The 14,621-nt window shown below is 69.2% G+C and carries 14 protein-coding genes; 3 read left to right on the plus strand and 11 right to left on the minus strand.

The window, feature by feature from the left end; all coding sequences use genetic code 11:
- Positions 1-341 precede the first annotated feature (341 nt).
- From ABZ904_RS26815 to ABZ904_RS26830, 4 genes are all read right to left on the minus strand, one after another.
- Positions 342-1,349, minus strand: coding sequence for a nucleoside triphosphate pyrophosphohydrolase (locus ABZ904_RS26815; protein WP_359406638.1), 1,008 nt, complete (start codon positions 1,347-1,349; stop codon positions 342-344).
- A 99-nt stretch (positions 1,350-1,448) separates the two neighbouring features.
- Positions 1,449-2,102, minus strand: a complete 654-nt coding sequence (locus ABZ904_RS26820) for a SurA N-terminal domain-containing protein (RefSeq protein ID WP_361825921.1) — start codon at positions 2,100-2,102, stop codon at positions 1,449-1,451.
- Positions 2,103-2,332: 230 nt separating this feature from the next.
- Positions 2,333-2,956, minus strand: coding sequence for a hypothetical protein (locus ABZ904_RS26825; protein WP_361825923.1), 624 nt, complete (start codon positions 2,954-2,956; stop codon positions 2,333-2,335).
- 359 nt (positions 2,957-3,315) lie between these two features.
- Positions 3,316-4,143, minus strand: a complete 828-nt coding sequence (locus tag ABZ904_RS26830; protein ID WP_359406647.1) for a glycoside hydrolase domain-containing protein — start codon at positions 4,141-4,143, stop codon at positions 3,316-3,318.
- Between the two features lie 434 nt (positions 4,144-4,577).
- Between ABZ904_RS26830 and ABZ904_RS26835 the strand changes: the two genes are divergently transcribed.
- Positions 4,578-5,300 (plus strand): hypothetical protein, encoded by a 723-nt coding sequence (locus ABZ904_RS26835; RefSeq protein ID WP_359406650.1) that lies wholly within the window; start codon positions 4,578-4,580, stop codon positions 5,298-5,300.
- 156 nt (positions 5,301-5,456) lie between these two features.
- Positions 5,457-5,825 carry a hypothetical protein gene (locus tag ABZ904_RS26840; protein WP_359406653.1) on the plus strand — a complete coding sequence of 123 codons (369 nt, stop codon included), beginning with the start codon at positions 5,457-5,459 and terminating at the stop codon, positions 5,823-5,825.
- Positions 5,826-5,857: 32 nt separating this feature from the next.
- Here the strand turns inward: ABZ904_RS26840 and ABZ904_RS26845 are convergent, their stop codons facing one another.
- Entirely contained in the window at positions 5,858-7,600 is a 1,743-nt protein-coding gene (locus ABZ904_RS26845; protein WP_360997878.1) for an insulinase family protein, read from the minus strand.
- A gap of 38 nt (positions 7,601-7,638) precedes the next feature.
- Positions 7,639-8,595: a hypothetical protein gene (locus tag ABZ904_RS26850; protein WP_359406659.1), complete on the minus strand. Its 957-nt coding sequence runs from the start codon at positions 8,593-8,595 to the stop codon at positions 7,639-7,641.
- 268 nt (positions 8,596-8,863) lie between these two features.
- Here ABZ904_RS26850 and ABZ904_RS26855 point away from each other — a divergent pair, with 268 nt between their 5' ends.
- Entirely contained in the window at positions 8,864-9,307 is a 444-nt protein-coding gene (locus ABZ904_RS26855; RefSeq protein WP_359406662.1) for a hypothetical protein, read from the plus strand.
- Positions 9,308-9,533: 226 nt separating this feature from the next.
- Here the strand turns inward: ABZ904_RS26855 and ABZ904_RS26860 are convergent, their stop codons facing one another.
- The 5 genes from ABZ904_RS26860 to ABZ904_RS26880 form a co-directional block, all read right to left on the minus strand.
- Positions 9,534-10,151 (minus strand): hypothetical protein, encoded by a 618-nt coding sequence (locus tag ABZ904_RS26860; RefSeq protein WP_360997881.1) that lies wholly within the window; start codon positions 10,149-10,151, stop codon positions 9,534-9,536.
- Positions 10,152-10,392: 241 nt separating this feature from the next.
- Complete coding sequence (locus ABZ904_RS26865) at positions 10,393-10,692, minus strand: hypothetical protein (RefSeq protein WP_360997883.1); 300 nt, start codon at positions 10,690-10,692, stop codon at positions 10,393-10,395.
- 41 nt (positions 10,693-10,733) lie between these two features.
- Positions 10,734-12,068: a hypothetical protein gene (locus ABZ904_RS26870; RefSeq protein WP_361825927.1), complete on the minus strand. Its 1,335-nt coding sequence runs from the start codon at positions 12,066-12,068 to the stop codon at positions 10,734-10,736.
- A 338-nt stretch (positions 12,069-12,406) separates the two neighbouring features.
- A complete protein-coding gene (locus tag ABZ904_RS26875; RefSeq protein ID WP_361825928.1) occupies positions 12,407-13,033 on the minus strand; it encodes a hypothetical protein in 627 nt (208 codons plus the stop codon).
- 7 nt (positions 13,034-13,040) lie between these two features.
- Positions 13,041-13,520 carry a hypothetical protein gene (locus ABZ904_RS26880; RefSeq protein ID WP_360997889.1) on the minus strand — a complete coding sequence of 160 codons (480 nt, stop codon included), beginning with the start codon at positions 13,518-13,520 and terminating at the stop codon, positions 13,041-13,043.
- Between the last annotated feature and the right edge of the window lie 1,101 nt (positions 13,521-14,621).

The following is a 14,621-nucleotide window of genomic DNA, read 5'->3' on the forward strand; positions in this document are numbered from 1 at the left end:
CGCACACCGGGCAGCACCACCGCCCGATGCCGTCACCGACCACGGACCGGCGCAGAGGCCCGCCCCGGGAACCGCACACCGGGCAGCACCACCGCCCGATGCCGTCACCGACCACGGACCAGCGCAGAGGCCCGCCCCGGGAACCGCACACCGGGCAGCACCACCGCCGTCATGCCGCCATGGACCCGGCACACGCCCGCTCCGTAATCCGCACACCTGGCAGCAGCACAGCCCCGTGCCGGTATCAACATGGACCCGGCACAGGCACACCCCCAAGAACCGCGTACCGGAGAGCCCCCGGTCCCTTAGCCGCCTCCGCCCCGGACCCGCGTCGCGACCCCTCAGTCGTCGCTCTCCGCTCCCCGGATCGCATCCCGGTACGCGCGGGCCGCCGCCCGTAGTGCTGCCTCCGGGTCCACGCCCTCCGACTCCGCTCGCGTCGCCATCGCGAGGAGTTCGTAGCCGATGCCCTCGCCCTGCGGAAGCGGGACGTCGAGGCCCGCTGTGCGGGCGCGGGAGGACAGCTTGGCCGCCAGGGCCAGACCCGGCTGGCCGAGCGGAACGCCCTCCGTCACCGATGTGCGCCGCTTTTCGATCGCCTTGGTGCGCAGCCAGTGCTCCTTGACCTCCTCCGGCGTCGTCGCGGTCTCGTCGCCGAAGACGTGCGGGTGGCGGTGGATCAGCTTGGCCACGATGCCGCCCGCCACATCGTCGATGGAGAACGGCGCGTCCTGGTCCTCCTCGGCTATCCGGGAGTGGAAGACGACCTGGAGCAGGACGTCGCCCAGCTCCTCACGCAACTCGTCGCGGTCGCCCGCCTCGATCGCCTCGACCAGTTCGTAGGCTTCCTCGATGCCGTACTTGGCCAGTCCCTCGTGGGTCTGCTGCGAGGACCAGGGGCACTCGGCGCGGATGCGGTCCATGACCTGGACGAGGTCGAGAAGACGAGCGCCGGGCAGGTCGTACGACGCGGGGAGCAGCTCCAGCTCGGGCATCCGCACCCGGCCCGAACCCGCAAGCCGGGCCAGGCCGTCGGTGAGCTGCGGCTCGCCTTCGCCGGTCGCCACGACGGCCACCGTGTGCCCGCCGGCGCAGGCGTCGACCAACTCCTGCGCGGTCGGGGCGGCCTCCTCGACCGCTATGCCCGCCTCACGCAGATAGGGCAGCTGGGGGTGCGCGCCGTCCGCACACAGCACCCGGTCGGCGTCGCGCAGCGCCTGCCAGGCGGGCCAGGACAACAGCCCGGGCGCGACCCGGTGGCTGGTGGTGAGCAGGACGATTCGGCCGACGGCCGCGTCAGGGGCATCGGTCGCGTGCGGACCGTCGTCGCGAGGGCTGGTTGCGTTCACCCTTCGAACGTAACGCACGCCACTGACGTCCCCGGGCTTTGTCCACAGGCCGTCCGACGGCCTCGGCACGGCACCCGACGCCCCCGAACCGCACCCGCGCTACGCCGTCCGCTGCGTCGCCGCCGCGGTGACCTCCTTGACCCAGGGGGTCGGCACGTCCACCCGGCTGCTCTTCTGCACATCCCAGGCGCCGTAGCGCGGATTGAGGCCGACGTGGAGCTCCTTCGACGCCTCGGTCATGGCCTTCCAGAACACGGTCTTGCCCTCGGCCGTGCTCATGTCGGCGCCGAGCGCGGCGGCCAGCTTCTGCGCCTCGACCTCCGTACGAAGGCTGTCGTCGAGACGCCGGGGTGCCACCCCGTACTGCTGCAGCCACGCCGACTGCAACCCCTTCGCGCCGCCCGCCTGCTGCTCCAGGCTCGAGCGCATCTGCTCGACCTCGCTACGGCTGACGCTCACGCCGGCGTTCCTGGCCGCGCGGTCCAGGACCCGGTCGAGAACGAGACTGTGGACTGTGTCGCGGGTCAGACTGCTCGTCTGGGCGACCGCCTGCTGGTACTGGGCGTCGTCCGTGGCGGCGGCGCGCTGGGCCGCACGCACCTCGTTCACCCGGCTCTCCAGCTGGGAGACCGTGATCCGCTGCCCTCCGACGACGGCCGCGGAACCCGCGTGGGCCGGTCCGCCGCACGCGCTGAGAAGGGGAGCCGCGGCCAGGGCGGCGGTGAGGGCGATCGCGGTGCGACGGCGGTGCAAGGTGGCCTCCTGAGGAGATTGTGCGGCGGTGCACAAAGTCTTGCGATGATCGATGGTAGGCAGTGGCCAGGCTCTGGCCAACCCATTCGAACCAACGATTCCAACTGACTTCGGGCACCGTGGCACGGCGGGTACGTCCCCACATCCGCCCCGGGCGAGTGCGGCACCCCTCCGGGCCGGGCGCGTGAGTCACCGCTCCGACCGGGCGAGTGCGTCCGCGCTCCGGCCGGTCAGGACAGCCCGTCCACCGCCCGCTCGACCGCTCCGGCGACATCGGCGCGCAGGGTGTCGCCGGTCCCGATCCCGGTCACATTGGCCGCCGGCTTCTCACCGTCCCCGGTGCCGACGAGCACGAACCCGACCTTCCGGTACTGCGGGGCCGTCTGCGCGGCAACCGTGACCTCGGGGCCGCCTACGGCGAGAAGGACGTCGCAGGAACCCTGGAGGAGACCGTTGAGGTAGGGACGCGCGTTCGCCGCACTCTGTTCACCGGCCACCGACGTGTAGCTGACGCGCGCGTGGGTCTTGAGCGATGCGTCCTGCATGCCCTGCCAGACCGTGGCGGCCGTCTCCCCCGTGATGCCCTTCTTGTCGGTGAGCAGGCAGGCGTCGACGTCGTTGTAGTGACGGGCCCGGGTGTCCGGGACCGGTGGCCGGTCGTCCTGCCCGGACAGGAGCGCGACGGCCACGGCGACCGCGACGACGACGGCCACGGACCCCGCCGCCAGCGCGATGGTGCGCCGGCGCAGCGAACCCAGCCAGGTCGCGGCCGCACGGCCCATGGCGGTGAGCCGCCCCTCCTGCGGCGCCTTCGCAGGCCGCGCCTGGGACACCTGCCTGACCTGTTTGACCACCGATTCCCTACTCTTCTGCTTTTCTGCGCGGTCGCCGCCCGCGCGCCTCAGCGACGACCAAGCCGCCGGGTCACACAGTCCGCGCTTACACCACCCTGCGGGCCACCGACGGCGGGACGAGCAAGATCAGCGGGACAGCGGCCCGTGGGCGGTCGACCACCCACCAGGGCCGCCTGTCCGCTCGCCGGCCCACAGCGGGGCCGGCAAGAACGACGGGACGCGACACAACGGCCCCGGACCATCCAGGGAAGGGCCGTTACGCCGCCCCGCACCGCGCACGGCCGGAGCAGCCTCACCGCCCTCCCGGGCATCGGGGCGACGCTCGTGTCCCGTCCCGTCGTTCTTGCCGGCCCTGCCCGTCAGCCCGTGATGGCGACGGGCGCGTCCCAGGCGTCACGGTCCACGGTGATCGTGTAGCCGTTCCGCGTCTCCTTGCTGTTGACCATGTACTGGTGGGCGCGGCTGTGGTTGGTGAACTGGGACGAAGCCCAGGGCCAGTCCGTGGTGGTGGTGTTCTGCTTGTCCCACAGGGCGTACCAGAGGTTGCCCGGCAGGTCGGTCTTGTTCGTCGCGGTGGCGATGGCCTTGGCGCTGGAGCTGGTGAAGCCGTAGAAGCCGGCGCGGTACGTCTTGGCGTGCAGCTGCTTGTCGAAGGCGCGCACGTACGTCAGCACCGCGTCGTTGCACGACTTGTTGGTGGTGTCGTACGGCTCCATGTCGAGGTAGATCGCGCTGCCGGCCTTCATGCCGAGCGCCGACGCCTTGGCGACCGCGTCCGAGGCGTCGCTCGTGCCGAGGGAGGCGGCGTTGGAGGCGGTCATCTTCTCGGGGTTGGTGCCGGTCTGGCAGGACGGCTGGGCCCCGACGTAGATCGGGATGAGCTTCCAGCCGAGCGAGCTGACCGACTTCACCCAGGAAGCGGTGAGGTTGGGCTGGCTGCAGCCGCGGTTCTTGCCGCCGACGTACACGGCGGCCGCTCCGTACAGGCCGCCCTTCCAGGCCTTCATCGCGGAGAGCGAGGGCGCGGTGCAGGTGTCGAATGCGCGGCCCGTGTACGTCTTCTGGGCGGGCCAGGTCGTGGCGGCCATCGACGACTGCGCCGCGATCCCGGCGCCCGCGACCACTGCGGTACCGGCCACGGCCCACGAGATGTACCTGAACTTCTTCGACTGCCGATGGCCGGCCATCCCCACCCCAATTCAGACAGGCGGCACGCACACGGCGTCCGCCGGAAGAAAAGTCCTGAGATCCCCGGGAGCGGTGCGGGCCCGGTACGGCGACGCCCGCACGAAAGTCCGGAGACAGCGGAAGCGTACGCGTACGCACGGGACTTGAGCGCCCGAAGTGGATGGCACCCTAACCGACGGCACCCTTGCAATCGGAAAACGGCGCCCCTTGATCACCACAAGAATCCCTCACGGCACGGCAAAAACTTCCGCCCCGGGGAACGATGCCCCCGCGAACCACCTCCACAGCCCGGACTTGGCGAACGCTTGATCTTCCGTAGACGTGTACATGACCTGCGCACCGATCGAGCCCCATAGGGTCCGTCAGGCCCGGCGATCATCATCAGACCGGGCTGCTTCGGCTCTCCAGCTCTCCAGCTCTCCAGAAGGACTCCATGCGCACCCCGTCGCGTGCCGTCAAGGCACTCGTTCTCACCGCACTCCCCTTGGCCCTGGCCCTGACAGCCTGCGCCTCCGGCTCGTCCGACTCCTCCGCGGATGCGGCGAAGCCGAAGCAGATGGCGAGCAAGGACCCCAACGCGGGTCTGCTGACGGGCACGCAGCTCAAGAAGGCCCTGGCACCGGCGTCGTTCTTCGCCACGGGCTTCGCCGTGGACCCGAGCGGCGCCCGGGACTCCGGCAGCACGTACGTGGAGCCGTCGTCCGCACCCGCGTCGTCGAAGCCGGACTGCACCAAACTGAACGGCACCAGCTGGATCGCCGTCACCGGCCTCTCGGGCGTGTCCTTCGCGCAGAACGACTATGTCGACAAGAACACCTCCGAGGACATCGCGCAGGAGGTCGACACGTTCCGCGGGACGACCGCGGCGACGGTCCTGAAGGACCTGGAGCAAGTGGCCTCCGCCTGCGCGGCGTTCACCGACGACCAGACCCACTCGAAGGTGAAGGTGACCGGTCAGACGGCGTCCGGCCTCGGTGACGCCGCCTACACCGTCACGCTCACCGACAGCGCCTGGACGAACGGCACCACGCTCATCGCGGCCCGCGTCGGCACGAACGTCGTGACCGTGATGTCGACGGACGGGCACGACAACGGTGCGGCGACGGCGAAGAAGCTGACGCAGCAGATCGTGGAGGTCTTGCAGAAGACGGCCTGAGCCGCCTGGGCTTCCTGATCCGGCCGCACACCCCGGCCCCCCTTGCGCCCGTCCGCCTCCCGCGGGCGGGCGCCACTTGCTCTAGCCTTGCCCCCTGCGCTCTCTCCGCCTCCTCGGCGGCACATGGGCGGGCGTCGTGGCCGTGGGGGGTTGGGGATGCAGAGGGAGAAGCGTGCGGAGGCCGGCTGGTTCCAGCGGATCGCCTGGTCGGTCCTCGTCTGGGGAACGCTGGGCCTGCTGGTGTGGGTGCCGTTCCTGTACGTGGCGATCCGCCGCGGGCGGCGGTCGGACTGGGGCGCCTTCGCGTCGTTCGTGCTCTACGAGGTGGTGACCCTGCCGTGGGCGGGCACCCGGAGCGAGGGTGCGGGCGATCCCGTCCTGGGCGCGGCGGTGGTGCTGACCCTGCTGACGGCGACGGGGATGCTGCTGTTCGCCCTGTTCGACAAGCGGACGCCCAAGGGCCCGCTGGCGTACGGGGTGCCACAAGGGCCTCAGCCCCTGCACGGGAATCCATACCTGCGGTAGAGGCCACCGCTCCGTGCCCGTCCCAGCGCGGCTCACATCCGGCGAGTGCGCCGCAGGATCCGTACGGCGGGCCAGACCAGCAGTGCGGTGACGCCCCACAGGAAGCCCGCGATGGCGACCCACTCGCCGGTGCTCGTCTCCGGATCGCCGGCGCCGAACACCGTGAACGCAAGGGCCAGAAAGGCGCAGAGGCCGCCGAGGACGCCGAAGACGACGAGTGCCGCAGTCTGCCGTCCCGTCCGCCGGGTGGGGGCGGGGCGGGCGGACGTCCCGGTGCCGGTCCCGCCGTTCTCTCCGGGCGTGACGACCGCTTCCGGTTGCGGCGGCTGCTGCCGGGGCGGCAGCCATACCACAGCGGTCTGCGGCACGGCCGCGTCGATGGCCGCCATCGTGTGCGCGTCGACGCCGTGCAGGCCCGGCTCCACATCGACGACAATGCCGTCGGTCCCGACGAGCCGCCGCCCGCCGTCGGGCCAGCTCAGCATCGCGGCGCAGGCACTGTACAGAACGGTCGCCGCGCTCTCCGAACCGTCCTTGACCCGGACCGTCAGGCTCACGCCCTCGTCCCCCACCACCAGCGCCGGGCCGTCTTTGCGCACCGAGTCGAACCGCCGCCCGGTCACCGCGTACGGCGAACTCGTAGGGGCTTCCGTGTACCCCGCCCAGTCCGCACTGTGCCCCCCAGGCACCTGCATCAGGGCCGTCCCGGCGGCCTCCAGTGCCACCGCGTGGAGATGGCCCGGCGTCACCGCCCACAATTCTGACCGCAGTTCGTCCAGGCTGCGCGGCGGCCGCCCGGCGAGCAGGTCCTCCGCCGCTGCGGGCAACCGTCGTGCGGCCGCGTCGGCTGCGGTCAACGCCCCGTCGGCTCGTGTGCGCACTGCCTCGAGGCCGGCCTGCCCGATCCGGCCCACCTGCATCCCGGCGAGGACGTCGATGAAGCCACCGAGCACCGCGTCCTGCTTGGCGGGCAGGGCGTCCGCGAAGGCCGTCACCAGAGCGAAGCCGTCACGGCGGGAGGCGTAGTCGGTGGCCGCCGTATAGGAGTAGCCGCCCTCCTGGCGCAGGGCGCGGGTGAGTTCGCGCTCCAGGACGCCCGCGTACAGCCGGGCAGCGGTCGTGTCGGCGACGACAGCATCGAGGAGGACACCGCCCTTGCCGTCGGAGAAGTAGGCGGGCGTGACGGGCAGGGCGGAGGTGACGGCGGGCATGGGGCGACGCGGACCGGCGGGCAGTTTGAGCGTGAGCCCGGCCGGCAGGCGTTCACCGGCGATCCACAGCGCGGCGTTGCCCTGAGTGAACCAGGTCTGCGCCCAGTACCGTATGTCGTCCGGGCGCAGGTTCCGCACGCCCCACTCCGGGTAGCTGACCAGGCCGTAGCCCTGGGCCCCGTAGCGCCACAACGGGAGTTGGCCGACATCGCGCCGGGACTCCTCGGTACGCAGGATCTCCCTCTCGGTCTCCAGTCGCTCCATGGGCAGGTCGGTGAGGGAGGCGCAGACACCCTGGAGATAGGCGACGACCTCGTACTCGGCGCCCTCCACGTGGAAGTGGGTGAAGGCCCCCTTGGTCGCCCCGTTGAAGTGGTAGTCGGCCAGACCCTGACGGTGCAGGGCGAGGTGCTCGACAAGGTGCGTGACACCGGCCCGGCCGAGCGTCTCGTCCGCGACGCCGACACGGAAGACGAGCCCGGCGCGCACCGGCCCGGTGGCGTACGCGAAGAGGGTGGGTATGCCGTCGACCTCAGTGAGGTGGATGGCTGCCTGGGGGTTCATCTTCGGCCTCTGTTCGGCGTGTTCGTGGGCATGGTCGGTCAGCCTCGGGCGAGGGCGGCGTCGCGGTGTTTGACGTAGGCCGCCGCGGCGTCGCCACCGAAGTAGGCCCAGGGGTACTCGGAGGCGAGGTTGCCGAGCGCGCGGAAGCAGGCGGCGGCCCGTGCCAGGTCCCCCATGAGGGAGAACAGGGCGGCGAAATGACCCTGAACGGTGACCCATCCGTAGCCCCGCTGGAACTGCGGATGGAGCGCGGACCGCTCGGCGGCCTCGACGACTTCGGCCTGCACATGACCCTGCCGCAGGTACTCCTCGCGTTCCGTCCCCCGCAGCGCCAGCCAGTGCTCCATGTGCACCTCGGCCACGATCCCGCCGTTCAGCGCACCCTCGGGCGCATTCAGCAGGCACTCTCGGGAGAAGGCGTGGGCAGCCTCCCAGCTCCCGCTCCACTTGGGGCACAACTGCTGGAGCAGTCCGCCCTGGCCGCTGAAATGGTGCGGGTGGTAGGCGGCCAACCGGTCGTATCGGCGCCGCGCCTCGTTCTGCCCGAGCTGCAGGCCCTTGGCGGTGGTGATGCGCCTGGCCCAGGCCGCGTCGAACGACGGATCGAGCGCGGTGGCCCGTATCAGCACCTGCTCGGCCTGCCGAAGGTGCGCGTGCAGCCCGGCGAACTGTTCGCGGCTGACGTGCTCGGCGCGCGCCGCGGTCCTGATCTCCCAGCCGATGTTCACCTCGCGGGTTCCGAGGACGGTGAGCGCGAGCACGTCGTCAGGCGCGGCGGTGAGGAGTTCGCGCATCCACTCCTCGACTCCCTTCGCCTCGGACAGCACACCGACGGCGAAACTGCGAGGCGTCTCCGCCGGCAACCCGTCGACGTACCGCCGGATGGACGCCCAGTCCCACGCTGCGGCGGCCTGCCGCAGCCAGGCGGCCTCGGGGAAGGCGGAGGCAACCTCGAAGTCGGGAGGCGGCAAGGCGGAGGCGGAAGCGAGCGACATGCGGCGGATATTAGGCGAGGCCTGTGACAACGCGATTCTCCGGGGAGCGCTGAGCCCGGCACGACAAAAAGACGACCGCGGCTTGACCATCTCCCTACCTACCGGCCAACTCGCGTTCACCGAGCCTCCATAACGTCCGCCCGTCTCCATCGGCGCGCCCAACTGGTCGCGGCTGTCCACTGACGCCTCGTCAATCGGCCGTTCCGGCACATCACTGGGCCGACCCGCGCGCACACTCCACCGTTCCTGCTCTGACCCGGAGTCCTCCATGGCCCTCAACGCCCGCCGCACCAGGCAACTGCTGGAGGGTGCAGCCCCCTTGCTGCTCCAGGGCGAGCAGGTGGAGCTCACCACCTTGGCGGGCGTCGGCTCGGTCTCCGTCCGCAGGCAGGCGCTCACCGCGGCCCTGGTCGGCGTCCTCAGCGCGGGCACGGTGATGGCCACGGTCACGCCCCGGCCGCTGTACATAGTCCTGACCAACCAGCGCCTGCTCTTCTTCGACGGAAACCGCGGCGGAAAGCCCGGCAAGCTGGTCATCAACCTCCCGCGCCCGTACGTCTCCGCGGGCGGCTCGAAGAAGGCGTTCCTGGGCCTGCAGTACGTCACCTACCTCACCCTGGCCGGCCAGGAGCGGGGCCTGAAGGTCACTTTCCCGGTCCAGCACCGGGGGGACGGGCCACGGTTCACTTCGGGATTGCCGGTGACGCGCTGAGGGGGTGGGGGGAGGCCGCCTGGACTCACTCGACGGGTGCTCTCCCCGCTGCGTCCCCTCGGAACGGGCACGCAGCGGGCACGATGAGACCCCTCGGTGCGAACTATGGGCGCGACGGCCGTTGAAGGCTGCCAAGCCCGTCAGCCGGTCGCCTTGGGCTGGTTGCGGTCGGCTGCGGCCGCGGCGGTTGCTGAGCTTCGCTGCTGTACCAGCCGCGACCGATCGCTTACCTGCGGTCGTGCTCGTCGTGGTGACAGTGTTTGTTTCGTTTGATGGTGGTCGGGTCGATAGCCGTGCGGGTGGTGGTGTCGCCGCCTCCGGTGACGGTGGAGGTGTTCCTGATCTGGTGACGTGTGTCGCAGCCGCAGGAGACTTTGACCTTGAGGGTGATGGGCGGGTAGCTGCCGCCTGGTGCCAGGACGTCGGTGCGGGTGCAGGTGCGGGTGGTCCGGGTGCAGTTCCATCCGGTGCCGGTGATGCTGCGGGCGGTGAGTCCTGGCGGGAGGGTGTCTTGCACGGTGACGGCGGTGCCGTCGGTAGGGCCAGATCCGGTGTTGCTGACGGTGATGGTGTAGGTGCCTAGCTGGCCTTGGGTGAAGTTTCCGGTGTGGGTTTTGGTGATGGCCAGGGTGGGTGCGGGCAGGGTGTAGGAGATGATCACCTGGCCGTTGTGGTTCGCTGTCCCGATGGTGGAGGCGCTGTAGCTTGTGCCGGTACCGGACGGGGTGGCGAAGCTGCTGCCCCCACCACCCCCACCTCCACCCGCCGAGGTGCCCCTGTTGTTGACGCTGGCGCTGCCGCCGCCCCCGCCGGCGAAGTATCCGCCCCCACCGGCACCGGTCAAAGTGAGGGCGCAACCGCCGCCGATGCTGCCCCCGGTGCCACCGGTACCGATCGCGTCACCGGAGAACCCGCTCCCTGGCCCCCCGTTCGTGGCCGCACAGGGCACAGCGGAGCCGGCGGCCCCGCTAGCGCCCCCCGTACTGGTGCTGCCACCGCCCTCACCCGGACACATCAGCACGCCCGCTGGCCGCTGCCATCACGCGCGCAACGCCACCGGCCATGTGCCAGCCGGCATCACGTGATCAAACCGGACAGAGCTGTTGAACGACGCCGCCCTGGCCCCGGGCCTGAAGCACCAGACCGAGCACGACGAGCCCCAGAGCAATGGTGAAAAGAACCATCGCCAATGGCCCAGCCCACGGATCCTCCGTCGCGGTGGGTTTGAGTCCGAGCGCCAGCGACATCGCGCCTGCTGTCAAGCCCATCAGGTCGTGGTGGACGTCCATCCATCTCGTGACTTCCGAAAGGTTGACCAGGTTTGATCGTGACAGGGTGCTGGCGGGGAGCGTCATTCCAAGTGCGCGGAATTCGGGCCTGTCCATGAGTCGTCGCACCCATAGCCGGCGTCGGACGAATCGGCCTTCTACCGCTCTGCCCGGAGGCGTCGTTTCTCCTCCCGTTGGGCGGCCACGTCGGGGATGACGGCAATGGCCTCGGTGAGGCGGCCCTGCCGGATCAGCAGTTCGGCCAGGTCGGTCGCGGCCCGTTCGCCGGGCAACGGGCGTAGGAGGGCGATGGCCTCCTCGACGCGGCCGTCCTGGGCAAGCAGCCAGGCGATGGTCAGCTCGCGGTCCTCGACCCTGTCGGCCGGCAACGCCTGGATCTCCGCGATTGCCTCCCTGGCGCGTCCCGACTCTCCCATCAGCCACCACCGGTTGGGCCGGAGCCAGAACTCATCGTTCTCCGCCAGGAATTCGGGGCTGCGCCCTTCCGTGAGTCCAAGGGCCCTGTCGTGCAGGCCCCGGTCGGCGAGCACGGTCAGGGTCGCCTGGAGAAGGTTCCCGTCGTAGAGGTCGTCGAACGTGTGCTCCACCGCCTCGATCGCGTCGTCTACCCGGCCCTGACGGATGAGCAGCCCCATCAGTGCGCTCTCGTACCAGCCCGGATGCTTGGCGGCGATGAGGTCGCGCAGGTACGCCTCCGCTTCCCCGGCTCGGCCCAGGTTCTCCAGGGCCGTCACGTACGGGCGTACGGCGGCGTACCTCTGGGTGTCGGCAAGGTCGCGAAGTTCCTCGACCCGACCGTGTCGGGCCAGCAGCTCGGCATAGAACTCGACGTTGTTCTGCGGCCCGTACCGGCGTGCGGCCACGTCCGCGCCGAGCAGCCGGATTGCCTGGTCCGCCTGGCCGGACCGCTCCAAGACCCGGGCCTGTGCAGGCAGGACACCCCACAGGTCGTCGCGCTGCTCCGGGTCGCGCCGGAACTCCTCGGCGATCGGGGCCAGCAGCTCCAACACCCGCTCGTCGCATCCCTGGCCCTCGGTCATCTCCACCAGGGCCCCCAGCACGCGCCCGCCGCGCAGGTGCGGGCCGAGTACGCCGATCGCGTCGTCCACCCGCCCGGCCCGGACCAGCGCCTCGGCGTAGTCCCGCCACGCGTCGACCGCGTTCTCCTGCGGCATCTTGGGGTGCGCCAGCTCCAGCGCCTGGTCGACGCGGCCCCACCGCAACAGGACGTCGGCGCCCGCCCGCACCGCCGGCTGCCAACCGGTAGCCGCGAACGGCTCCACCACCGTCCAGGCCCGTCCGAACTCCCCCACCGCACACAACCCCCGCACCGCACCCGCAGCGCAGAACCAGTCCTCACGCTCCCGTGCCGCCTCCACCAGGGGCTCCAGGCCGCCGCGTTCGAGGATCTCGTCCACGATCCGCGGCAGGACGCCGCCGAGGTTGCTCAACTGCCACTTAAGATCATCCACATTCACGGGGGCACCCTAGGGTCAGCCGCCGACACACCCGCGACGCGGCTTGCCGGTTGGCCCGCCGAGCCTTGCCAGTGGGCCACCCGCTTGCTGCTACGCGCGGTGTCGAGCATCTCGGTCAGCGCGTGCGGTCTCCCATTGCCGATCCCTTCGGAGCAGAGATCCGCAGGGTATCGATGAGGTCGGCGGAGCGGCTTTTGGACGGGAGCTGCTTTGGCGCGAGTGATCACGGCCCCGTAAGCTTCCGGCGCGTCGGGCAGTCTGTGGACCAAAAAAATTGATTCTTGAGCACCAGCCCAATGCGTCAGGAATGATCGATGTGGAACACACCCCGATCAGTCATCCATGCAGATGACGTCCTGCACTGCTTGGCCGTACTCATCCCCCACATCACGGGATGCTCGTCGGAGTTCTGACACAACGGCCGCCGGGACAACGGGGACATCGACACCCAGCCCCACTCTCCGCAGCACTTCGAAGAATTCCGCGTCGGCCACAACGTCTCGAGAGACCAGTGGCCCGGGAGGCGGGAGCTGCTCTCCCGGGCGATAAATGACGGCCTGTTCTCCTGAGAGTGCGAAGTCGAGGGAGCTCAACAGCGTCTCCGCCGTATTTACCACAAACTCAGCCTTCGTGACATCCGGCCGCAGAGCCGACTCCAAGGACAATCCAAGAAGGTCGACAATCCGTGCAGCGTAGAAGGAAGATCCGACATCAGAATTCTCCCCGGAGGAAGCCTCGTCCTCTATCACCTCCAGAGCCACTGCACACGCTTCAGAGCCCGGCTCACCTGCGGCAACCTTCCAGACCTCCGCCAAAGAATTTCCCGCCCACCCGGACTCGTCTTCATCAACCATTTGCGCGTACATGCCGAGCATTCGCTCTGCCACGGCCGCACAGAAGGCCGTCAAGACAGCCCCTGAAGCGTCTCGGAGGATATCCACGTCGTGATACCTAGCCACAGGCGACTCACCCCTTCGGTGACCAGAACAGCGTATAGGGCGAGTTCTGAGGTTGATGCCCACGAATTCCCTCACCGCCAACTTCCACCGTGTTAACGTTGAGGTTTTCCGGGTCGAGAATCATCGGATGACACGTCTCATTGCAGAAGTTCCTGGACGCTGCTCCAAAGATCGCATGTTCATGCTCTTTGAGGTTATTCAGAATTCCCTCTTCGGCGTGACCTGCCGCCTGAACGAACTCCTGACCCTCACGCAGGACAAAGTTTTCCGACATAGCCCCGGAGCCATTGATCCCGATCCGATTCGTCAGCTTCTTTTCGAGCGAGTTCCAGACTCCGATAACCGCCGTCGTTCCCCTCTTGTCGGCTTTCCAGTAGTCATTTCTCCCCGACTGAAGCTCTTCCGCCCGGTCCATGGCGAGACGTGTGTCGTCTTCGGTTGCGACATCACAGTTGTGGACGAGGACGGGCGTGTCCCCGGCCTCCACATAGTACGTGTGGAAGCCGGGTCATTCCTGCCTGGGTTTTCGCAGGTGAGGGACAAATCAACGGTGCGTCGGCATCCGCCGGTGTGTGCTGGAGTGCGTCCCGGTTGCCGTCACCGTTGCCGTCAACAACCGTGCCCGCCCTGCGGGTTGTCGACCCGCGTACCGGCATACGGCCGGCCGGAGCGGTTGCCTTGCCCCTTAACCACGCCAGTTTGAGCAGGCCCTGGCCCTCCCCGCGAGCACCGCTTTAGGAGAGCGGTAAGGCTGCCTCGCCTTTGACCTGCGGCGTCTACGGCCGAGCCAGTAGGCATGGATATGCCCGCCAGTCACCCTTGTTGACTGCGGCTGACCCCTGAATCCGGCACGGCTGTGGCACGCGATCTCTTCCTCCCGAAGCGATGCAGGCGACCTGCGGTAGCGAAGTCAGACACTCGGTCGGTGCCTGCCCGGCGCACGACCCGGCGACGTGTGACGCTCAGCCCGTCGTGCTTGGCGCGACCCGTCGGAGCAGTGGTTGTATGCGGACTTCATCGAGGGATACGACGCGCTCAGGGCTATCCGACTACCCGGGGCGCCATCTTCACAGACGTATCCCCATGAGCCTGAGGTTGGCTTGATCCGCAGTAGCACTTCGTAGGACGAAATCTGCACATAGCGGGTGTCCCTCGCTGCGATGACTCCCAGACTGCGCTGTTCTGCGCACTCGTTGTCCCCATCGCCAGCACACCAGAAGATGTGCACGGCGTTGGACGTGTCATTCGTCAGTGCGATCGGGGCGACGTTCTCGGAGTCAGTCGGATCCGGGTTGCAGCTGGCGATGCAGAGGACGGCCAGACTCAGGAGGACCGCGGTCACGCAACGAGCGAGACGGTCAATCCGAAAGTTCACGGGCCCCCTCGAAGGTCGTCACGCGAAGCTGCACCGTATCGCGGACCGCCGGTCAAACACACTCAGCTTGGGAGGCTGCGATCATTGGGGGCCGGTTTGGGCACTGACCTGGGCGAACGGTTCTGATGAAGCCTCGTCGAGCCCGGCTGCTTTCACCGTGATTCCCCGCGGCTCCCCGCTCGTTCTGGTGCGCTTGTGGTGCGGTGCCGTATG

The sequence above is a fragment of the Streptomyces sp. NPDC046900 genome, assembly GCF_040644975.1.
In the GTDB taxonomy this organism is placed as follows: Bacteria; Actinomycetota; Actinomycetes; order Streptomycetales; family Streptomycetaceae; genus Streptomyces.

Bases quoted from the DNA above. Each gene is read 5' to 3' on its own strand.
- ABZ904_RS26855 (WP_359406662.1), top strand. From the start codon at position 8,864: ATGGCCCTCAACGCCCGCCGCACCAGGCAACTGCTGGAGGGTGCAGCC.
- ABZ904_RS26850 (WP_359406659.1), bottom strand. From the start codon at position 8,595: ATGTCGCTCGCTTCCGCCTCCGCCTTGCCGCCTCCCGACTTCGAGGTT.
- ABZ904_RS26865 (WP_360997883.1), bottom strand. From the start codon at position 10,692: ATGGACAGGCCCGAATTCCGCGCACTTGGAATGACGCTCCCCGCCAGC.
- ABZ904_RS26845 (WP_360997878.1), bottom strand. From the start codon at position 7,600: ATGAACCCCCAGGCAGCCATCCACCTCACTGAGGTCGACGGCATACCC.
- ABZ904_RS26830 (WP_359406647.1), bottom strand. From the start codon at position 4,143: ATGGCCGGCCATCGGCAGTCGAAGAAGTTCAGGTACATCTCGTGGGCC.
- ABZ904_RS26840 (WP_359406653.1), top strand. From the start codon at position 5,457: ATGCAGAGGGAGAAGCGTGCGGAGGCCGGCTGGTTCCAGCGGATCGCC.
- ABZ904_RS26835 (WP_359406650.1), top strand. From the start codon at position 4,578: ATGCGCACCCCGTCGCGTGCCGTCAAGGCACTCGTTCTCACCGCACTC.